Annotated in this window: 19 protein-coding genes; 6 read left to right on the top strand and 13 right to left on the bottom strand. The window is 67.3% G+C overall.

Translation table 11 applies throughout. The annotated features are described in order from the left end of the window. Positions 1-41: 41 nt before the first annotated feature. From ACQPYS_RS10615 to ACQPYS_RS10585, 7 genes are all read right to left on the bottom strand, one after another. Positions 42-545, bottom strand: coding sequence for a hypothetical protein (locus ACQPYS_RS10615; RefSeq protein ID WP_433492453.1), 504 nt, complete (start codon positions 543-545; stop codon positions 42-44). Beyond that, positions 539-1,180, bottom strand: a complete 642-nt coding sequence (locus ACQPYS_RS10610; protein WP_433492452.1) for a hypothetical protein — start codon at positions 1,178-1,180, stop codon at positions 539-541. The genes ACQPYS_RS10615 and ACQPYS_RS10610 overlap by 7 nt, the downstream gene beginning before the upstream one ends. Continuing rightward, complete coding sequence (locus ACQPYS_RS10605) at positions 1,173-1,796, bottom strand: hypothetical protein (RefSeq protein ID WP_431941373.1); 624 nt, start codon at positions 1,794-1,796, stop codon at positions 1,173-1,175. The genes ACQPYS_RS10610 and ACQPYS_RS10605 overlap by 8 nt, the downstream gene beginning before the upstream one ends. Beyond that, on the bottom strand, positions 1,793-2,548 hold the full coding sequence (locus ACQPYS_RS10600) for an ABC transporter ATP-binding protein (protein WP_433492451.1): 756 nt from the start codon (positions 2,546-2,548) through the stop codon (positions 1,793-1,795). The genes ACQPYS_RS10605 and ACQPYS_RS10600 overlap by 4 nt, the downstream gene beginning before the upstream one ends. Beyond that, positions 2,535-3,629: a FecCD family ABC transporter permease gene (locus ACQPYS_RS10595; protein ID WP_433492450.1), complete on the bottom strand. Its 1,095-nt coding sequence runs from the start codon at positions 3,627-3,629 to the stop codon at positions 2,535-2,537. The genes ACQPYS_RS10600 and ACQPYS_RS10595 overlap by 14 nt, the downstream gene beginning before the upstream one ends. Next, the gene (locus ACQPYS_RS10590; RefSeq protein WP_433492449.1) at positions 3,610-4,680 is read right to left on the bottom strand and encodes an ABC transporter substrate-binding protein; all 1,071 of its coding nucleotides are present in this window, start codon (positions 4,678-4,680) and stop codon (positions 3,610-3,612) included. Before ACQPYS_RS10590 ends, ACQPYS_RS10595 begins: the two co-directional genes overlap by 20 nt. Before the next feature lie 179 nt (positions 4,681-4,859). Further along, positions 4,860-6,941, bottom strand: coding sequence for an MMPL family transporter (locus ACQPYS_RS10585; RefSeq protein ID WP_433492448.1), 2,082 nt, complete (start codon positions 6,939-6,941; stop codon positions 4,860-4,862). Positions 6,942-7,034: 93 nt separating this feature from the next. Here ACQPYS_RS10585 and ACQPYS_RS10580 point away from each other — a divergent pair, with 93 nt between their 5' ends. Both ACQPYS_RS10580 and ACQPYS_RS10575 read left to right on the top strand, forming a co-directional pair. Beyond that, a complete protein-coding gene (locus tag ACQPYS_RS10580) occupies positions 7,035-7,547 on the top strand; it encodes a MarR family winged helix-turn-helix transcriptional regulator (protein WP_431941377.1) in 513 nt (170 codons plus the stop codon). 143 nt (positions 7,548-7,690) lie between these two features. After that, entirely contained in the window at positions 7,691-8,017 is a 327-nt protein-coding gene (locus tag ACQPYS_RS10575) for a plasmid stabilization protein (RefSeq protein ID WP_431941378.1), read from the top strand. 317 nt (positions 8,018-8,334) lie between these two features. On the opposite strand, the gene ACQPYS_RS10570 is transcribed toward ACQPYS_RS10575, so the two are convergent. The 6 genes from ACQPYS_RS10570 to ACQPYS_RS10545 are packed head-to-tail and all read right to left on the bottom strand — an operon-like array spanning position 8,335 to position 14,570. Next, positions 8,335-9,270 (bottom strand): polysaccharide deacetylase family protein, encoded by a 936-nt coding sequence (locus ACQPYS_RS10570; protein WP_431941379.1) that lies wholly within the window; start codon positions 9,268-9,270, stop codon positions 8,335-8,337. A 1-nt stretch (position 9,271) separates the two neighbouring features. After that, positions 9,272-10,681, bottom strand: a complete 1,410-nt coding sequence (locus ACQPYS_RS10565) for an MFS transporter (RefSeq protein ID WP_433492447.1) — start codon at positions 10,679-10,681, stop codon at positions 9,272-9,274. A gap of 33 nt (positions 10,682-10,714) precedes the next feature. Next, the gene (locus tag ACQPYS_RS10560) at positions 10,715-11,971 is read right to left on the bottom strand and encodes an amidase (RefSeq protein WP_433492446.1); all 1,257 of its coding nucleotides are present in this window, start codon (positions 11,969-11,971) and stop codon (positions 10,715-10,717) included. A gap of 1 nt (position 11,972) precedes the next feature. Beyond that, on the bottom strand, positions 11,973-13,319 hold the full coding sequence (locus ACQPYS_RS10555) for an MFS transporter (protein WP_433492445.1): 1,347 nt from the start codon (positions 13,317-13,319) through the stop codon (positions 11,973-11,975). Between the two features lie 40 nt (positions 13,320-13,359). Further along, positions 13,360-13,974, bottom strand: coding sequence for a flavin reductase family protein (locus ACQPYS_RS10550; RefSeq protein WP_433492444.1), 615 nt, complete (start codon positions 13,972-13,974; stop codon positions 13,360-13,362). After that, entirely contained in the window at positions 13,971-14,570 is a 600-nt protein-coding gene (locus tag ACQPYS_RS10545) for a DUF1989 domain-containing protein (RefSeq protein WP_433492443.1), read from the bottom strand. Before ACQPYS_RS10545 ends, ACQPYS_RS10550 begins: the two co-directional genes overlap by 4 nt. A gap of 153 nt (positions 14,571-14,723) precedes the next feature. Here ACQPYS_RS10545 and ACQPYS_RS10540 point away from each other — a divergent pair, with 153 nt between their 5' ends. The 4 genes from ACQPYS_RS10540 (at position 14,724) to ACQPYS_RS10525 (ending at position 19,930) form a co-directional block, all read left to right on the top strand. Beyond that, positions 14,724-15,755, top strand: coding sequence for a LacI family DNA-binding transcriptional regulator (locus ACQPYS_RS10540; RefSeq protein ID WP_433492442.1), 1,032 nt, complete (start codon positions 14,724-14,726; stop codon positions 15,753-15,755). 397 nt (positions 15,756-16,152) lie between these two features. Continuing rightward, a complete protein-coding gene (locus ACQPYS_RS10535; RefSeq protein ID WP_433492441.1) occupies positions 16,153-18,003 on the top strand; it encodes an SCO2524 family protein in 1,851 nt (616 codons plus the stop codon). A gap of 10 nt (positions 18,004-18,013) precedes the next feature. Further along, entirely contained in the window at positions 18,014-18,928 is a 915-nt protein-coding gene (locus ACQPYS_RS10530; RefSeq protein WP_433492440.1) for an SCO2523 family variant P-loop protein, read from the top strand. Then, complete coding sequence (locus tag ACQPYS_RS10525) at positions 18,929-19,930, top strand: SCO2522 family protein (protein WP_433492439.1); 1,002 nt, start codon at positions 18,929-18,931, stop codon at positions 19,928-19,930. It abuts the gene before it with no gap.

Genomic DNA, 19,930 nt, shown 5'->3' with positions numbered 1-19,930 from the left:
CCGAGTGTAGGGCGGGGGCCCGGGTCGGGAGGGGATGCGCGTCAGCGCGTCGGGAGCGGCACCTCTTCGTACACCTCGCCCACCACGCCGGCGAGCAGCCGGTCGGTCATCTCCCGCTTCAGAACGGTCAGCCGGGCGTCGTCCGCCGCGTCGCGGTCGCGGCGCGCGCCGAGTTCGATGAATTCGGCGGTGACGAATCCCGCGTCCCGTAGGCGCAGCGGCACGGTCCGGTCGCGGTAGGTGAATTCCCAGACGTAGCGGGCGAGGACGGGCCCGCGCTCGGGGGCGGCGAGTTCGGGTGCGACGGTGAAACGGTCGCCGGTGACCGCGCGCAACGCCATCTCGATCCCGTCCCGGCCGCCCGGACCGGGGAATGCGGTGCGGACCGTCACTTCCCGTCGTTCGACGGCACCGAACAACGAAACAGCGTGCCGCATCGCGCAGTACGCGTGCGCGACGCCACCGGGGAACTCGGTGCCGTGATATTTCATCAGGTCGGCGAACGAGAGTTCGATCGGTGTCCCGGATTCCAGAACTGTCAGCATGTCTTCTCTCTTTTCCTGGTGGCCCAGTGCAGTGCCGAATAGAGCAGTTGCGTCGCTCCCGGCATGAACCCGGAGCCGTGGTGGTACACCGGGTCCATCGTGGTGACGAGCAGCCTCCCCGCGGTGGAACTCTCGTCGATATAAAGGACGGAGCCGTCGCGGCCGCCGTCCTCGGTGTGCAGGTCGACCAGGCTCACCGCACCCGGTGGCGGTTCCAGCACGCCGTGGTAGTGCCAGATCACCGCGCGGTCGGCGAAGAACTCCCAGGCGGGATGGCCGGGGGCCTGTTTCCGGAGGCGGTGGTCCTCGCCGGTGCGCCACCACCAGAACACGGTGGGCCGGGGCTCTTCCCGGATGCCGGGCAGCCATTGGCCGGCGTGATTCTCCCCGAAGACGAGCGCGGTCGCGCCCTGTTCGAGCCCGGCGAGGACGGTATCGGTCCACCGGGTGAGCAGGTCCGGGCGGAGGCGGTCGGCGACCATGATCACCTCGGCCGCGCCGATCTCGTCCGGGGCACCGGTGCGCACGTGTACCGGCCGGATCCGGTAGGGCGCCAGGGCTGGATCGGCGAGGGTGGCAAGCTGGGCGTGGCTGCCGCCGTGTAGGAAGGCGATACCGCGATCGGGGTCAGTCATCGTCACCTTCCAGCCAGCGCAGGAGTTGCGGGTGCAGCCGCGCGGTACCGCGGTCGGCGCCGGCGAACTGGAGCAGGTCGTTGCCGCCGTGGACCAGGACCCGGCCCGCACCGAGTGGGTAGTCGTAATCGATCGGTGCCCGGGTACGTCCGATGGTGTGGACGATCCGGGCGTGTTCGGGCAAATCCAGATAGCAACCGCGCCCGTAGAATCCCGCGACACCGATACGTTCCAGTTCCGCGAACGGGACGGGTCCGCGGGTGCCGGTGTTGTAGAGGAACGACTTCGGATCGGTGCCGGCCCATACGGGGTGTTCGGTCATCCGGGTCAAGGCGAGGTCGCGCGGGTTACGGAACTCCAGCTTGCGCCATCTCGTCAGCCCGTCGAGGAACAGCCGCTGCACATGCCCGTTCACGACGATCCGGCCGCCGCGCGCGACGAACGCATCGAGCAGCGGGCGCTGTTCGACCAGGTATTCCTGGTCCACGTCACCGGTCAGGTAGAGACCGGTGACCCCGCGGGTGCACTCCCCCGGCAGATCGTAGACGTCGACCTCACGGAATCCGCCGGCGTACTCACCGCCGCGCGGGGCCATCACGGCCTTCAGTACCGTCACGAGATCCCCCGTCCGAAATCCGGCACAGTGAGCCGCCGGACCGCGCTCGGTGTCTCGATATCGGCGGTCACGATCGGCACGCCGTACATCTCCGACAGCAATGCGCCGGTGAGCAGTTCGCGGGTCGGGCCGTGGCGCTGATCGTCGGCGGCGACCATCAGCATGGACCGTTCGGCCACGTGCAGGGCGTGATCGGGGTGATGGGTGGTCATCACGACCGCCATTCCCTCGTCGGCCAGCGCGCGGAGCACACTCAGCACCTGGGCCTGGTTGCGCAGGTCCAGGGCGGCCGCGGGTTCGTCGAGCACGATGGTGTCGCAGTCGGAGACCAGCGCCCGGGCGATGAGCACCAGTTGACGCTCGCCCCCGCTGAGCGCGGTGTAGTCGCGATCGACGAGGTGCGGTATGCCCACCCGGCGCAGTGCCTCCCGGGCCGCGGCGCGATCGGCGGCCGTGGGAGTGCGGTAGAGCTTCACCGTGCGGGCCCGGCCCATGAGGACGATATCGAGCACCGAGAACGAGAAGACGACCGAATGGCTCTGCGGGACGTAGCCGACCGGACCGGAGGATTCGACCGAACCGGAGACCGGCCGGATGAGACCCGCCAGGCATTTGAGCATGGTGGTCTTACCGCGTGCGTTCGGTCCGAGCACGGCGAACACCTCGCCCGCGGCGGCGCGGACCGAGACATCGCGAAAGATCCACGGTCCCTTGGCCGAATAGCGGTGACAGAGGGAACTAGCCGCGAGCATCGGCACCCCAGAGGCGGGCATGGTTACGGATCAGCAGCACCACGAAGAACGGGGCACCGATGATGGCGGTGAGAATCCCGATCGGGATCTCGGCGGAGCTCAGGGTGCGCGAAAGGGTATCGATCGCGGTCAGATAGGCGGCCCCGAGCAGCGCGCTGACCGGCAGCACCATCCGGTTGTCGGTACCGACCATCATGCGCACCAGGTGCGGGACCACCAGGCCCACCCAGCCGATCACCCCGGCGACCGAGACCGAACCCGCGGTGATCAGCGCGACGCACAGCAGCAGGAAATTGCGCAACCGCGCGGGATTCAGGCCCAGTGCGGTGGCGTCCTCGTCGCCCATGGCGAGGATGTTCAGCCGCCAGCGCAACGCGAGTACGACCACGCCCGCGGCCACGATCGGGATCGCGGCGGTGAGCACCTTGGCGTAGGTCGCCGTCGCCAGCGAACCCATGAGCCAGAACACGATCGAGGGCAGTTCGCTGTAGGGGTCGGCGATATAGGTGATGAACGAGACCATCGCCTGGAACATCGCGCCCACCACGGTACCGCCGAGCACGATCATCAGCAGCGGCGCGCCGGGTACCGCCCGGGCGATCGCCACCACCAGCACCAGCGCCAGCACGCCGCCCAGGAAAGCACCGCCGACCAGTGCGGCACCACCGAAACCGGCGAGCAGGATCAGCACACCGCCGAACGAGGCGCCGGAGGACACGCCCAGCACCTGGGCGCTGGCCAGCGGATTGCGGAACACGGCCTGCATGACCGCGCCGGTGAGCGCCAGTCCGGCGCCGAGCAGGATCGACAGCAGCACCCGGGGCAGCCGCACATCCAGCACCACGGTGCGTTCCTGCGCGTACCAGGTCTGTTCCAGCGGAAACACCTGGCCCAGCAGGATTCGCACGATCTCGTTGGGCGGCACGGTGTAGCGGCCCACCGCGAGCGCGGCGAGGGCCACCACGATCAGCAGGACCAGGAATCCCGGGATGGCGAGGAGGCGCCGATCGAAGCGCGCGCGGCGCGGCGCGGGAGCTTCCGGCGCCGCGACCACCGCCGGGTCAACGGAGGAACTGGTCATAACCCGCGGCGTCCTTGTTCAGGTCCAGGCGCAGCACCTGATCGATCTCGGCGTCGGAGATGCCGTACGCGAACAGGTCGTCGAAGGCGGCCCGGATATCGGCGCGGAACTGCCCGTCGCGTGCGGCCGGGTACAGGATCCGGTGCATCCACTGCCACATCAGCGGCGATTCCGCGCTCGGCACCTGCCAGCGGTAACCGCCGAGCGGGGTCTTGTAGACGCGTTTGTTCTGCACCGCGCCGACGCCGGCCAACCGCGGGTCGGCATAGATATCGGCGGGTGTGCTCTGGTCGAATCCGCTGAGCATGATGACCTCGGGGTTCCAGGCCAGGATCTGCTCGGGGCTCACCTGCCCGGAGTCGGAGACGAACCCCTTGGTCACCAGCTCGGCGCCCACGAGATCGAATTGGAAACCGTCGTATCCTTTGGCGCTGGTGGTGCTGTAGGTGTCACCGGTCCGGGACAGGATCATCGCCCGGGGCCGCGGTGCCGTCTGCGCGGCCACCTGCGCGCGTATCTCGGACTGTTCGGTGCGCTGCCAGTCGATGAGTTCTTGGCCGCGTTCGGGTTTACCCGCGATCTGCGCGAACAGGGTGATCCACTGTTCGAGATCGTCCTGGGTGCCGTACTTCAGGCCTACGACGGGGAACCCGGCCGCCTCGATCGGCGCCGTGACCTCGGATCCGCGGTCGCCCCACTGCACCACCACATCGGGGGCGAGTTGCAGCAGCGTTTCCACATTGGGCACGAAATCGTTGCCCGCGACGACGGCCGAATCGGCCGAGCCGGGGAACATGGTGGCGAACATGCCGCCCCGGTTCGCCGCCAGGGTCGACTGGTTTATGCCGACGATGCGGTCGTAGCCGCGGTCGACCGCGGCGAAGATCGACGGCGCCGGCATCACGGTGAACGCCACCTTGTCCGCCGGACCGTCCAGAGTGACGGTCTCGCCCCGCTGATCGACGATGGACAGCGCGCCGGTGGCGGCCGCTTCCTCGGTCTGCGCTTCCCGGGTCGAGCACCCGGTGGTCAGCGCGAGGGCCCCGATCATGCCGGCGACCATCCAGCGCCGTGGCGGCAAGCTCCGCTTCCACCGCCGTGCACGCTGCATATTCGATGCCATGCGCTCTACCGTCCTGCCTCTGAATCGTACAAACAGGATTCAGGTTAGCCTTACCTATCAGACGGTGTGGATCGGGGGTGGCTCACTTATCGGCGGCCGCTCCCCCGCTACTGCCGGTGTTCCGCGCGATCGGTCGCGGGCGTGGGGTGCGAGTTGCCACCGAAACCACTAGGCCACCACACCTTCGGACCGACCAGAGCGAACAGCGCGGGGATGACGACGGTGCGCACCAGGAAGGTGTCGAGCACAATGCCGATGCCGACAATGATGCCGAGTTGGGTGAGCGTGATCAGTGGCAGCACACCCAGGACGCAGAACACCGCGGCCAGGACGATTCCCGCGCTGGTGATCACCGCGCCGGTCGCCGAGACCGCGCGCACCATACCGTCGACGGTGCCGTGACCGGGCGTCTCCTCCCGGGCCCGGGTCACCAGGAAGATGGTGTAGTCGATACCGAGGGCCACCAGGAAGAGGAAGGCGAACAGCGGCACCGTCGTATCCAGCGCGGGGAAACCGAAGAGATACGTGCTCACCAGACTGCCCAGCCCCAGCGCGGCCAGGGCGCTCAGCACGGTGACGCCGATCAGCAGGACCGCGGCGGGCAGCGCACGCAGCAGGACGAGCAGCACCGCGAAAACCACCACCAGGATGAGCGGGATCACCAGCGACTGGTCGTGCCGAGCGGCGTCGCGGGTGTCGAGCGCTTTCGCATCGCTCCCGCCCACCATGGCCCCGGCGCCGGGTATTCCGGCCAGTGTGCCGCGCAATTGTTCGATCGTCGTATAGGCCGCCTCGGATTCGGGCGCGGCCTCGAGGGTGACCATCCACCGGTCCATCCCCTCGTGACCACCCGCGGGCATCACAGCGGAGACACCGGGGGCGGCCTCCAGCGCCGGACGGACCGCCGCGGCGGCGTCGTGCCGGGTGAGCACCACGGTCGGGTCCGAAGCACCCGAGGGGAAATGGGCGGCAAGGGTGTCCAGGCCGTCCACCGATTCGGCCCGCACCCGGAACTGTTCGGTCTGCGACAGTCCGATATTCGCGCCGGTCAGACCCGCCGCACACACGACCAGCAGCGCGATCGCCCCGCCGGCGACCACAACGGGCCGGGCCACCACCCGGGTGGCGATCCCATGCCACACGCCGTGTGCGGCGGTACCGTCGGCACTCGCGCGCGGCACGAAGGGCCAGAAGATCTTCCGGCCGCACAAGGCCAGGGCGGGCGGCAGCGCCAGCAGGACGAAGACCACAGCGACCAGCAGGCCGGCGGCCGCCATCAGGCCGAGCGAACGCGTATTGGGCAGTGTCGCGAGCAGCAGCGTGCACAGGGCCAGCACCACGGTCACATTGCTGGCGAGAATCGCCGGGCCGGCGCGACGGACGGCCTCGCGCAGCGCGTCGCGGTGATCGCTGTGCCCATGCAGTTCATCCCGATAGCGGGAAACGAGCAGGAGCGCGTAATTGGTGCCCGCGCCGAACACCAGGACGCTGGTGATACCGGCGGTGGAGCCGTCGAAGGAGAGGTCGGTGACGCGTGCGAGCGCGGTGCCGATACTCGTGGCGGTCCGATCGGCGAGGCCGATCACCAGCAGCGGCACCAGCCACAGCACCGGTGAGCGGTAGGTGACGATGAGCAGCAGCGCGACCACCAGCGCGGTGACGGCCAGCAGGGTCACGTCCGCACCGGCGAAGGAGTCGGCGATATCGGCGCCGAACGCCGGGCCGCCGGTGATCTGCACGGTCAGGCCGGGTGGGGCCTGGTCCGCGGCCGCCTGGCGCAGCCGGTCGATCTCGGTGGCCAGGTCCGCCCCGTTCAGGTCGGCGGACACCGTCGCACGTCCCAGTGCCGCCTTACCGTCCGGCGCGACCACGAGCGCGTCCGCGGCGGTACCGGAGACCTCCTGAACCGTCTTCGTGGCGGCGGCACGGTCGGAATCGGTCAGTTCCGCGCCGTCGGTTCGGGTGATCACCAGGATCGCCGGCGCGTCCCGGCCGCCGGGGAACTGCGCCACCGCGGCGTCGACCCGCGCGGCTTCGGAGTCCTGCGGCAGCGAGGTCGGCGCCTGACCGGCGTCGTCGTTTCCACTGACTCCCACGATCACCGCGCATGCGGCAGCGAGGACGGCGAGCAGCAGGACCCATGAGCGGCGGCCGGTGACCACGGCGGCGAAGCGTTCCCAGGCGTTCACGCGGCAACTATTTCAGAAACTGAAATAATCGGCAAGGCCGACGCCGCCGGCACCTAGACTCTTGCGAGCGGTATCAGGGAAAGGACAGCGCAGGTGAGAGACGAACCCCCGGCGGAGACGGACAGCACACCCCGGGCACGCGCCGAAACCGAGATCGCCACCGATATCCGCGCGCTGACCGCGGTGTCCGAGCAGATCGGGCATCTGTTCGCCCATTCGCACGCCCTGCGCAGCACCGATTTCCGTGCGCTCATGCACATCGCCACCGCCGAAGCGGAGAGCCGGCCGCTCACTGCCGGACAACTACGCGAACTCATGGGCCTATCCCCGGCCGCCATCACCTACCTGGTCGAACGGATGATCGCCTCGGGCCATATCCACCGCGAGACCGATCCCGGCGACCGCCGGCGGGTGCTGCTGCACTACTCCGACCACGGCATGTCGGTGGCCGGCGAATTCTTCCACCCGCTGGGCCGGCGCACCCGCTCGGCGCTCGCCGCCCTGCCCACCACCGATCTCGCCGCCGCCCACCGGGTACTCGCCGCGGTGACCTCCGCCATGCGGGACCACCATGCCGCGCTGACCCAGGAGCCGGACGGGCGGTAATCGGGACACCGACACGCCGAATCTCCGAAATACTCTGAATACTGCCGTTCGGCGTGGGTAGGACGCCCACGACCCGCGGACGACCGCATGCTGATTGCCCCGGCTGTACGCGGGTACCCGGCCGGGCAGACAGGAGGTGTGTCATGCCGAAGGAATGGACCGACAAACAGGAACGGCAGTACGAGCACATCAAGGATTCCGCCGAGGATCGCGGGGCGAGCACCGAACGTGCGAAAGAAATCGGGGCGCGGACGGTCAACAAGAACCGCGCCCAGGCCGGGCAGACGAAAACCGCGAGCCGCACCTCGACCCGAGATATATCACCGCAGCGGCGCGGCGGCCTGCGCTCGGGCACCGACCAGCCCAAAGGCCGGACCCGGGACCAGCTGTACAACGAAGCCAAGAGCCGCAATATCAAAGGCCGTTCCAAGATGACCAAGAACGAACTGGCCGAAGCCCTGGACCGGTAGACACGGCGAGAAAACACCGGCACGCGCGCGGTTCCGAGCAGCCGGGGGCCGGTCGGTGCCGCCGAGTTCGTGCCCGGCTGCGTCGGCCGGAGCAGGTCCGTGTAGCGGCGGCGGCACCCCTCATCGGCGCCGCGCGCCTCGCCACAATTCTGCTGAACCGAGTTGCTGACAGACCTGAACTCCCGCACGATGCCTACATCATCGGCCCGGATCCGGCAGCCGGTCGGCGGGTCGACGGGGCACTCGACTCCCCGGGTGCCGGCCTCGGGTACCACGGGCCCACATGTGGCGGCGACCCACACCATTCTCCGAGCGATTCATGGTCGATACTCGATGATGCTTCGGCCGGGATCCTCGAAAGGCCGAGCGCGGTCGCCATGGGCGGGGAAAGGGTACGCAGACGTATCGATGATCATGTCTCGGTCGCCGAGTTCGCGCACCTGGGGATCAGCAAGGGCGTCGAGAGCGATCTCACGACAGGTCGCGAAGCGTACTCCCTGTTCGAGGCCGTACTCGATCAAGGTCCGCAGCGCGACGGCACGGCTCGGTCGACCGCTCAGAAACGGATGGCAGCAGAGGTTGAACAGACTCCCGAACTCACACATGGCGTCGATCTCCAATTTCCACATGCCGAGAACCTTCTCGGGCGACTCGATCACGCTGCCGATCGAGGGCTCGGGGAGAAACGCGTACTGCTCCCAGTCGTCGAGGGACCAGTGCACAGGTAATTCGACCAGTGGGCGGTCGTCCGCATCGACCAGCCGGTACGGCTTATCGTCGCCCATGAGCGAGGAGTCGTACAGAAGCCCGAACTCGCGGACCAAACCGGGTGTGCGCTCCGTGGCTTCCCACATCGCCGCGCGATGGCCGGACAACTCGATGCCCTGTGATTGGAAAACATCGAACGCTCGCTCGAAGTCTTGCCGCTCTTCACCAGGAGAAAGGCTTGTCGCCGACCGGTGACTGTAGGAATGGTGCGCGACTTCATGGCCCCGGTCGACGATTCTCGGCGCCAGGTCCGGGCGCGTTTCGGCCACCCAGCCCGGTACGAAGAAGGTCGACCGGATGCCGACCTGGTCGAGGATATCGAGCAGCCGCGGCACCCCGACATCGGGTCCGTAGGCTTGATGAGACATCGTCATGGCGTGCGCGGCGACAGCGGAACCCTGGGCGAGAATGGGGGTCTCGGCGTCGACGTCGAATGTGATCGTCGCGGCCGCGGCATGTCCGCGCAGCCAGTGGGGAGTACTCATATCAGTGCACCTTTTCCGTAACGGGTTCGGAGTTTTCAGGGTTCGGCATGCCGGTACCGGCAATCGAGTCGCCGCCCTCCGGTGACGACTGTGTCAGCGGCTGCGCCCCTAATACGAGAGCACCGGATAAGAGCAGTCCTCCCGCACCGACCAGAACAGTCGTGATGGTCAACGGAAGCGCCAGCGCGGTGAGGCCGGTCAGCAGCAACCCGCCGATGATCGCTCCGGGCTGGCTCATGGAGTAGGCGAACGCGCTACCCGTTCCGCGGCAGTCGGCATCGAAGCATTCGGTCTGGAAGAACATGAGTGCGGCGTAGGGACCGAGCATGAGGAAGAGCCCGGCCATGTACGCGATGAGGACGAAGACCGGGTTGCTCGGGCCCAGCATCAGCACCGCGAACGCGACTCCGGACGCGCTCCAACCGGCGGCGATGACGCGTCGCCGTCCCCAACGGTCGCCGATCCAGCCGAAGAACAGATACCCCGCGGCGCCGACGACATTCGACGCGATGACCAGAAGCAAGGTTGTCGATGCGTCGAGTCCCTTTCCGGTCTCCAGCACGGTGGTCCCCAGTACGGAGAACACCTGAAGCCCGAAGTAGTTGAAAATCCACGCCAAGGACAGAAAGAGGGTGTTGCGGATATGGCGCCGCTGGAAGATCCGCGCGAACGGTGACCGCGCCGACGGAGCGAGGCCGGTGGGCTGCGGCACCTGGGTCGTCTGCCCGTCGGTGCGCTCGCGCGTCTCCTGGCGGGCGCGCCTCATGTCCTCGTACTGGGGGCTCTCCCGCAGACGTCGGCAGAGCAACGCCGTCAGCACCGCCGGAATCGTGGCCAGCAGGAATGCGATCCGCCAGCTGTCCGGGCCCCAAATCGCCTGCACACCCGCGACGAAAGCGGCCGCGACGAGCGCGCCGACCGGCCATCCCGCCTGCACGAACGAGTACACGAATCCCTTGTTTCGGCGGACACGCTCATCCTCGGACTGTGCGTAGATCTCGTTCAGGTAGGTCGCGTTGATCGACGACTCGGCAAGCCCGACACCACTGATCGAGCGAACGGCGACAAGGGAGCCGACCCCGTTCACCGCAGCGGTCGCGGCCGAGGAGGCAGCGGTGCCACCGATGGAGATGATCATGCCTTTGCGGCGCCCGAATCGGTCTACGAGCGGACCGACGGCGAGCACCATGATTCCTGTTCCGATGCTCACGAGCGTTGAGACGAGCAGAGCGAAGCTCGTATCCCAACCGAAGGCGTCCTGAATTCTCGGTAGCAGTGTTCCGAAGAGGATGAAGTCGTATACCGCGATCGTCCACGCGATAAACGACACCGTGGTGGCGATGCGAGTCTCCCGCGCGGATACCGTGCGTAATCGCGGGTCGAGTGGCGGGGTGACTTTGAGATGGGACATTTTTCGCCTTTGAGAGTTGGAGTCGGGGCAGGATCAGGCCGGAGTGAGCGACTGCGCCGCATGCAATACACGCCGGTCTTGTCCGGAACGGCCGGATAGCTGAAGGCTCGAGGGTGGCTCGGCCGAGCCTGCGCCGGTGGGGATGACGACGCTCGGCGCATCGAGATAGCTCAGCATCATCGTCAGGGCCAGTGCGCGGCCGTTCATTTCGTCGTGTAACTCCGGAGAGGCGCGAATATCCGCGAAGGCGGGTGCATCGATCTCGGTGGTCGGCGTCAACAAGACTGCGTTTGCCAACTCCAGGTCGAACTGCTTCCGCAGCGACACCATGGCTTCGTAGAGCAGGGTGGAGCGTTGCTCCCGTAAACGCAAGCGCGAGCGCTGTAGCCGACGCCGCACCGGCGGGGAGAGCAGATCGGGCTGCTCGAGGTATGCACCGAATGCGGCGAAGGCCTCCGACTCCACGATCGGCACATGAAGACGATGGAGCTGGTGGACGGTGTCGAGGACCTCGATCCTGCGTTGCACGATTCTGTGCCCGTTTCCGCGCAGTCGAGCGATATCGGCATGGAATCGTTCGAGGACGCGGCGATCGCATCTCGCCAGATATTCTTCGTGTGGGACCACGAAGACCGGGGGGCGCGGGTCCACGCCCATATCCGATTCACCCGCCAGGATCCGGTCGATGATCTCCAGGTGCGTGAGGTCGGCGGCGATGACCGCGACCGTGTCCAGTGTCGGTGCGAGGGGGGTCATACCGTCGCTCGGGTATCGGCCCAGGGTGGGCCGGAATCCGGGCACCCCCGTCCAGGCCGCCGGAATCCGCCCGGACCCCGAGGTATCGCTTGCAAGAGCGAACGTCACCACTCCGGCATGGACCGCCGCTGCCGAACCCGACGAGGAGCCACCTACCACGTATTCGTGGCGGGTCCGTCTCAACGTCGGTGTCCCGAACCGCTCGTTGACTCCCAGCCCCGAGTACGCGAGCTCGCTCATCGTGGTCTTGCCGATCAGGACTGCACCGGCCGCAGCGAGCCGACGTACGACTTCCGCGTCCTGGCGGGCAACCGGCCGCCGATCGAAGATCCGCGATGCTGCGGAGGTGCGCGTGCCGCGCACGTCGAAAACATCCTTCACCGCGAACGGCACACCAGCGAGTGGACGCTCGTCCCCGCGGTCCTGCGCCCCGTCGGCCGCACGAGCGTAGGTCATCTGTAGGAAAACATTCTCCGTCTGCTGCGCCTTCGCCAGCGCGCATTCCGGTGTGCCGTGCACGGGTGGGCGGGTCATATCACACCACTCGCTGCCGGGCGCCGGTACGATCGTCCGATCGGGCCAGACCACCGAGCGGTCGCCCCATCGTCTCCTCGCCGAGGATGAGCGTCGCGAGGAGCCCGACGGCGTTGACCGCAGCGAGGAACCACATCACCGCGCCGACGCCGAATCCGGTCAGGACGGCAGGGAGGAGGAAAGTGCTGATCACTGCGCCGATCCGGCTGATTGCCACGACGATCCCTGTCGCGGTGGCCCGTACCGAGGTCGGGAACAGTTCGTTGGGAACGATGATCTCGATGAAGTTCGAGGCCCCCGACGCGACCGCGTACAACGCGAGCGCGGTGAACAGCACACCCGGCGGGGCCTCCGGGAACACCGCGATCAATCCGAATGTGAGCGCCATGATCGCGAAGGTGCCGACGAGCAGAGGTATTCGGCCGATCCGATCGACCAGCCACAGTCCTGGCACGCTTCCCACGACGAACAACAGCGCGATGAGTAGCTCGGGAAGATAGTGTGAGTCGGTCCCGATTCCGAGATCGTGCAAGAGCGTCGGCCCGAAGCTGTAGATGGCGAACAGGGGGACGACGTGCGCGATGAAGAATGCGCTCACGTACGCTATTCGCCGAATAGAATGCCGGGTCATCAGTGCTGCCGGTGTCGTTTCCGGTTCATGTAGTTCATCCACCCGTGCATCCGGTCCCCAGATCTCACGGACGATCTCCTCTGCCTCCGCGCGACGGCCGCGGCCGAGTAGCCAGCGTGGCGACTCCGGCGCATTGAGGCGGAGTACGAGGGTCACCACACCGATCACTGCGGGCGAGGCGAGCATCCATCGCCACGCTTCGGGTCCGAGCGCCGACAAGGCCCATCCGGCGCCGGCGGCGAGCGCTGCACCCACCCCGAAAGCGGCGAAGAGAGCCCCGAGCAGCCGGCCGCGATACCGGGTGGGAACAAACTCTGCGAGCAGCGAACTCGCTATCGGATAGTCGGCGCCGATCATCACGCCCAGTGCGAAGCGCAGCACGACGAGTTGCCATGGTTCGACCACGAACGCACTGAGGATCGAAAGAGCGCTCAAAGCGACCAGGTTCGCGATGTACATGACCTTGCGACCGATCCGGTCGGTCAGCCGGCCGAACACCAGACCACCGACCAGGATGCCCGCGAGCGCTGATGCCGCGGTGAGGCCCGTCTCCGTGGCATCGAGGTCGAGCGCCGGACCGAGTGTCACCAGCGCGAGACCGATGATCGTGACGATGTAACCGTCGAGTAGTGGGCCACCGGCCGAGAAAGCCGTCAGTTTCAGGTGAAATCGGGTAAGCGGGGCGCGGTCGATGAAAGACGCATCGGTATCGGACATAGGACGTCTCCTCTACAGTGAGGCCGTTCGGCTGCTGAGTTCAGCTTTCGGCGCGCGCCGTTACGGCGGATCGCCGTGATAGCGGCGTACTCGCGGCGAAGGTACTTCCGATCCGGCCGAGCGGACGGACGTTGTTCTTGTCGATATCTCCCGACTCGGTGATCAGTCGCTCCGCGATTCGAGCGGTGACGACTTCACCGAACACCAATGTTTCGCGGCCGAAGGAACGAGTGTCGACGAGTTCGCATTCGAAGACTGCGGCGCAACCGTCGATGACGAGAGGCAGCACCCGGGCTGCTTTACTCAGCGGCAGGTCCAGCGCAGCGAGTTCATCGAACTCGGGTGGGCTGTCTTCACCACTTCGGGCGACCTCGTCGACACGATCGGTCTCCGCGATCTGCACGACGAACTGCCGTGTGGCCAGAATGTTGCTGAGCGTGTCCTTGGGGCTGCCGTCCGGCCGCGGTTCGATGGCGACCACAAGAACCAAGGGATCGGTGGAGGCTATCGTAAAGAAGCTGAACGGCGCGAGATTGTTCTCCCGGGAGGCACTCACCGAGGTGATCCACGCGATCGGCCGGGGCGCGATGGTCCACGAAAGCATCGCGAATCGCGCGGCGGCGTCGAGGTGATCGATGGAGATCATCGAGCTCATGCGCGTGGCCTGTCGACCTCGTAGGCGATACCTGTGGGTGTCCGTCCTTCTCCGTTTGTCGGCGCCAGGTCTTGCGGGCACGCTGAGAGCACCACCACGACATCCTCGAGCGCCTTGAACCGAACATGGTCACCCGCGCGTGCGAGCGGTGAATCGATCGAGATCGCGCCATCCGGGGCGATCGGGACCCGCATGAAGAGGTTCAGCGGCTGCGGAACGAACGGGGGTACCGCGAGGCCGGTGACCGCGAGCGCTTCGAAGAAGTTGTCGTGGCAATTGTCGTGGTAGCCCTGTACGCCGAGTTGCCGATAGCGCGCCAGGTCGCAACTCGGGATGAGCATATCGTGATCGCCCGGGCTCGAATCCTCGAGCATCGACAACATGGGGCGGCGGGCGTTGTCCACCAGGTCGTCGCCGGCCCTGATCGTCAATCGGCCGTGGCGCATCCAGGTGTGAGAGGCCGATAGAAACCGCGTCGGGTCCTCCGGGGAGAGTGCCCAGGTGTCGACCACCTGCTGGCCATGCGTGTTCGTCACCACGAGTTCCTGTCCGGCCGAGAGCCGGACTGCCGTTCCCGCGCGCGCAGCGAGTTCCATAACATCGGGCCTTCCATACACAAACGATTGGGTAGCGTGGGTCACATCTTTACACAAACGTTCGGGTAGGGTCAATGGCGAGATGAGTACTCGGGCGTATGAGGACAGGAGGGCCGGGTAGTGGGCAAGCGCAACGCCCCGACACTGCGAGCAGTGGCTTCCGCTGCGGGAGTAGATGTTTCGACCGCGTCACGGGTCATCAACAGCCCATCGGAAGAGCGTGAGAAATGGGCGGGCGCCGATACGGTACAGCGCATTCTCGCCTGTGCTTCCGAGCTCGGCTACCGACGCAACCCCCACGCGGCGAGCCTGCGCACAGCCCGCACCCTCCAGGTCGGCGTGGTGGTGCCCAGGCTCCAGGACTACGTTCTCGCCACCGTCTTCGAAGGTATCGACGAGGCCGCATCCGAGCACGGATACGCCGCATTCGTCACGAACTCCCTCGACGACCCCACACAGCGGCAATCACGCATAAACCGGCTGCTCGACCGCCGGGTGGACGGGCTCATCCTCGCCGATTCACGGGTCGACGATCCGGTGCTGCGCCAGCTCGCCTCCGACCGGGTCCCCTTCGTCCTGACCTCACGAACATCGAATTCCTACCCCGGTGCCTTCGCAGACGACGAATACGGCGGCCATCTCGTCGCCGTTCACCTCGCCCGCCTCGGATTCCGCGACGTCGCTGTGATCGCCGGGCCGACGTTCGCGTCGACCGCGAACCTACGCGTCGATGGGTTTCGCACCGGCCTGCACGAACACGGCCTGACACTTCCCGACCATCGTCTCGTTCGAACCGGATTCGACGCCGCTGCCGGACGAGTCGGCGTGGAGCGAATTCTCGAACACGGAACGGTGCCGTCCGCGATCTTCGCCACCAATGACTTCGCCGCCATCGGCGCGATAGGCGGCCTGCGCGATCGCGGCCTCCGGGTTCCCGACGATGTGGCGATAGTCGGTTACAACGACACGCCGCTGGCCGAGAATCTCCCCGTGCCACTCACCACCGTCCGGTCTCCTATGGTGGAGATGGGCCGAACGGCATTCCGACTCCTGGAACAGGCACTGAACGGTAATGAACCCAATTCCGTAGCGCTGGAGCCGGCTCTTGTCGTTCGCGCGTCGACCGGGGTCACCGGTCCGCCCCTTTCCCCGACCGGCGCAGGACGGGGCCCGGGCCGCGGCTGAGCCGATCATGGTCACGCACCGGGCCGACCGCCATCGGCGGCCACGGCCGACACCACGAACGCCCTACCGCGCGGCGCCCGAGAGAAGCCCGGTGAGGGCCCTGGGCGCTGCCGAGTGACGACGATCGCGGTGGCGGCGCCGAAAGCCCCTCGCCACTCGGGACGACCATGAGCCGGCGCGATCGCCGCCACCGCCGCCGCCGGGGTGGGCACCGACGCGACTTCCCACATGCGCAGTTGCGGGCGCGAACCGAATCTGTTGTAAGCGATTGCCGCGCAAGCTATCTCACGGCAAACACGGAACCGACCGAATAGTTGTCCCGGCGAACAAATTCGGGGCACACTCTAGGTGACGCCGTTCGACGCGCCGATCGAACGCGGGGGCGAGGATACGGGATATGAGAATTAGGCCGCGGCAACAGCTGCTGGACCTGTGGCGGGCCGTGCTCGCCTGGTCCTACCGGGGCGGCACCTGGACCTGGGGCGGCCGCGACGGCAGCAATTCGATCAGCGACGCCGAACAGTTGCTGTGCCTGCTGTACCCGGCGACAGAGCTCGAGGCCTTCGCCCTGGACCAGCCTGATGATATGGCGGCCGACGCCCGGCGGGCACTGGACCCCTTCGGCGAGGAGACCCGCATCGGCGGTGCCCTGGTCGGCCTGCTCGAGGACTATCTGCAGCGCTACACCGGCCCCGCCGGGGAACCGGTCTTCGCCGCGGGATCCTACCTGCGCACGGCCGGTGACCGCCCGCTCACCGACGAACAGCTCGCGCTGGGGATCGTCGACTCCTATTCCATGTCGCTGAGCCTGTGTATCGCGGCACTGCGCTTCCTGCGCGGATTCCAGCGTTTCGTCGGCGGTGAGGTGCGGCGCGAGGCCCGGCAGTTGAGCGAACGCATTCCGCTGGTGATCGACGCGGTCGGGGTCCGGCTCACCGCCGCGATGGCCGGTCTCGTGCGCAGTTTCGTCATCCACACGCCCGAGCCGAAGTCCGAGGCCGGGCAGGCGATCCTGCACATGATCAACCAGAATCACGCCCCCGCCGACGAGGTGATCCGGCGCCTGTCGGCACGGCTGGAGCGGCTGCGGGTCCAGGCGGCCAACGAGGTTCGGCTCAGCCAGACCGCCGAGGTGGATGTCGCCGACGACGAGCGGCTCTTCGAATGCGGGTGGGGCTGGGGCATCGTGCGTACCGCCGAGCCCATCGAGTTCGTCCCCGCCGATGTCGGCCACGCGGCCGGGCACGCCGAACCCCGCCCCTATCTGTACTTCACGGCCGTCGCCCTCGACGGCATCATCGATCTGTCGTCCCAGCGCATCCGGGAGCTGGACCTGCTGACCGATGAGCAGCGCAACCTCGCCGACGCTTTGCAGCTGCGGTTCGAACTGGCCCGCAACTACTGGTCCACGGTGGCCCGGTTCGGCGGCGGCCGCTGGCCGCTGGAGGATATTCCCTGGCGCACCTCCGACGGCGAGGAATCGGACTACTTCAGTCTCACCGTCACCGCCATCCTCATCCAGGATCTGGTCTACCGGGACAGCACCGAGGATCTGGCCCGGACGGTGGCGGTATTCGATCAGCTGGCCCGCCGGGGCCGGATCACCAGCCGCCTCACCGCCGGGGACGCGGCCGCGGTCCTGCACTATCCGGGTGTCCGGTTGGGCTTGGCCGGTAGCGAGGACATCGGCGGCGGAAGCGTTCTCGAATGGTATGTCCCGGATTTCGTGACCATGATGCTCAAACGCTGCCTGCAGGCGGCGCGCCTGCGCACCGATGTCGACACCCGGGATCAGCTGATGGCACTCGCCGAGGCGGCGATGGATCATCTCGACGGGCGTATCCAGCGTGAGGGCCCGGCGGCCGGCCTGTGGGACGATCCGACCGCGCTGCTCGGCCCGGAACTCTCGGTCCCCGCCGGCCCGTCCTGGTTCGTCACCGAACGCGTGATGGAATGCCTGGTGATCGCCTACGACACCTTCCGTGAACCACCGCTGGCCCCCGCGACCATGGTTGCCCGCGCCGTCGACCTGCTGAGCGAGGCCGAACATCTGCTCAACCAGGAGGAGCTCGAGGTCGAAGGCGATGATCCGACCCCGAAACAGGTGGCGGTGAACCGCATCCGGCAGTCACTGGACCGGGCCCGCGGGGTGCTGCACGAGCGGCCGGGTACCGCCTACAGTCTGGCCACCCACGCACTGATCCAGCTCGACGAACTGGCGTACGCGCGCCAGGACGCGACGCGCTGAGGGGGATTGGGTGCTCGTATTCTCCACCTCCGACAAGGGCGGCACCGGACGTTCGGTGACCAGCTGCAATATCGCGTACCGGCTGTGTATGTCGGGCCGCAATGTCGCCTATGTGGATTTCGATTTCGGGTCACCGACCGCCGGAGCGCTGTTCGAGATCGGCACGGTCGAACGGGGCATCGCCGATGGCGGTGTGCACTCCTATCTCCTCGGGCAGACCGGGACGGCCGCCCGCGTCGATGTCGGCACCGCTACCGATCGCTCCGAACTCAAAAGGGTCGCCCCCCGCTCCGGACGGCTGGTCCTGTTCCCGGGCGACGAGGGCGGCGCCGAATTCCTCACCGCCGACGACGCGGTGGTGACCCGTTGCGCCGAACTGCTGGTGGCGCTGGAACAGGAGTTCCGGGTGGTGATCGTCGATCTGAGTGCGGGCCGGTCGGTCGCGCTGGAGATCGCGCTGCAGGCTAGCGCGCTCCCACAGTTGCGCCGCCGGACGGCGCGCTGGCTGATCTTCCACCGCTGGACCCGTCAGCACATCCTGGCGGCGGCCGGGCTGGTCCACGGTCCGCACGGGCTGCTGCAGACCGGCGCGGCCTGCGGGCACGATCCCGAGGAACTGCTCGGCTCCACCCGCTATATCCGTACCGCCGTACCCGCCGCAAACTCGCATCTCACCGCCCAGCGCGCGGCACAGGCGGCATGGCTACAGGAACAGGATGTCGCGCTGCGCCGGCTGGCCACCGCCAACCGGCTGGGCACAACCGCGGTCCTGGGCGCCACGCCGATGGAACCGGTATTGCAGTGGCGGGAGCAGCTGATCCTCGACAGCGATGTCAACGCCCATATCGCCAACCACGAGACGGCGCAAGCCTACACCGAACTCGCGCGGCGCCTCATGGATGTCGCCAGCTGGGAGAGACTCTAGATGCGGGACAGGCAGGTCTACACCGAGGCCACCGAACAGCCCTGGGTCGCCTCGGTTCCGCTCTCGCATCTGTCGATCGAGGTCGGGCACTTCTATCTCAACGACCTCCTCGGCGATCTCGAGCGAGTGAAGGCGGAGTTCCGCCGGATCGTGCCGCTGGTGGCCGCGTTCACCGAATCCGCCCGCGTCCGGTTCGGCCCGGACGTCCGGGTCAGCACCTGCTACCTGATCGACGACTACTTCCAGCCCGATACCGATCCGGCGGAAGTCCTCGGCAAACTGCTCACCGCTGCCGACGCGGCCGGGCTCACCATCGACTATCTGGCCCGCGAATCGGGCTGCTGGCAGACCTCGCAGTTCATGGACGGGGTCCCGCTGGGCGAGCCGATACCGGTGGCCGAGATGGTGGCCGCGCGGATCGTGGCCGAACCGGCGCCGCCCGATACCGGGCGCCGGCCGCCGACCGCGCAATCCGGGTGGCTGTGCAATGGACGCCGGTCCTCCGAACACGAACCGGCACAGGCCATGCGCGGACGCACCTACGAACCGCCCGAGGAGTTCGGCCGCCGCGAGCATTCCATCTTCCTGGACGTGCAGTTGTGGAGCACCGAGCTCGTCGACGGCACCGCGGTGACCCGCTGGTCCTGCCCCTTCTTGGCCGCGGTCTGGCATCTGCTGCGGCTGGGCATGCTGCGGTATCACGGTGCCGCCGTGGTGGATCCGCAGCAGTGGACCGAGGAGCCGTGGCCACGCCGCTGGCACGAGGTACCGCCGGTCGTGCAGCTCACGCCCGACGCGGCGCCGTTCGCGGCGTACCAGACCCTGTCGATGCTGCCCAAACGCTATCTCGGTATCGAACACGCGGTACGGCTGGTACTCGACCATCTCGACCTGGACGAGGACGTGCTCGCACAGGTTGTCGCGACGGGCGCGGCCGAGGACGTGGTGGTCTCGCGCAAGATCAGCGAACGGCTGTCCCACCTGCTACTCGACGGGTCCTGA

The organism is Nocardia grenadensis (assembly GCF_050942415.1).
In the GTDB taxonomy this organism is placed as follows: domain Bacteria; phylum Actinomycetota; class Actinomycetes; order Mycobacteriales; family Mycobacteriaceae; genus Nocardia; species Nocardia grenadensis.
This window is presented reverse-complemented; position numbering and strand designations above follow the sequence as displayed.

Coding starts and splice junctions, on each gene's coding strand:
- ACQPYS_RS10615 (WP_433492453.1), bottom strand. CDS start 545: ATGCTGACAGTTCTGGAATCCGGGACACCGATCGAACTCTCGTTCGCC.
- ACQPYS_RS10525 (WP_433492439.1), top strand. CDS start 18,929: ATGCGGGACAGGCAGGTCTACACCGAGGCCACCGAACAGCCCTGGGTC.
- ACQPYS_RS10560 (WP_433492446.1), bottom strand. CDS start 11,971: ATGACCCGCCCACCCGTGCACGGCACACCGGAATGCGCGCTGGCGAAG.
- ACQPYS_RS10555 (WP_433492445.1), bottom strand. CDS start 13,319: ATGTCCGATACCGATGCGTCTTTCATCGACCGCGCCCCGCTTACCCGA.
- ACQPYS_RS10575 (WP_431941378.1), top strand. CDS start 7,691: ATGCCGAAGGAATGGACCGACAAACAGGAACGGCAGTACGAGCACATC.
- ACQPYS_RS10545 (WP_433492443.1), bottom strand. CDS start 14,570: ATGGAACTCGCTGCGCGCGCGGGAACGGCAGTCCGGCTCTCGGCCGGA.
- ACQPYS_RS10590 (WP_433492449.1), bottom strand. CDS start 4,680: ATGATCGGGGCCCTCGCGCTGACCACCGGGTGCTCGACCCGGGAAGCG.
- ACQPYS_RS10570 (WP_431941379.1), bottom strand. CDS start 9,270: ATGAGTACTCCCCACTGGCTGCGCGGACATGCCGCGGCCGCGACGATC.
- ACQPYS_RS10595 (WP_433492450.1), bottom strand. CDS start 3,629: ATGACCAGTTCCTCCGTTGACCCGGCGGTGGTCGCGGCGCCGGAAGCT.
- ACQPYS_RS10550 (WP_433492444.1), bottom strand. CDS start 13,974: ATGAGCTCGATGATCTCCATCGATCACCTCGACGCCGCCGCGCGATTC.
- ACQPYS_RS10610 (WP_433492452.1), bottom strand. CDS start 1,180: ATGACTGACCCCGATCGCGGTATCGCCTTCCTACACGGCGGCAGCCAC.
- ACQPYS_RS10600 (WP_433492451.1), bottom strand. CDS start 2,548: ATGCTCGCGGCTAGTTCCCTCTGTCACCGCTATTCGGCCAAGGGACCG.
- ACQPYS_RS10565 (WP_433492447.1), bottom strand. CDS start 10,681: ATGTCCCATCTCAAAGTCACCCCGCCACTCGACCCGCGATTACGCACG.
- ACQPYS_RS10535 (WP_433492441.1), top strand. CDS start 16,153: ATGAGAATTAGGCCGCGGCAACAGCTGCTGGACCTGTGGCGGGCCGTG.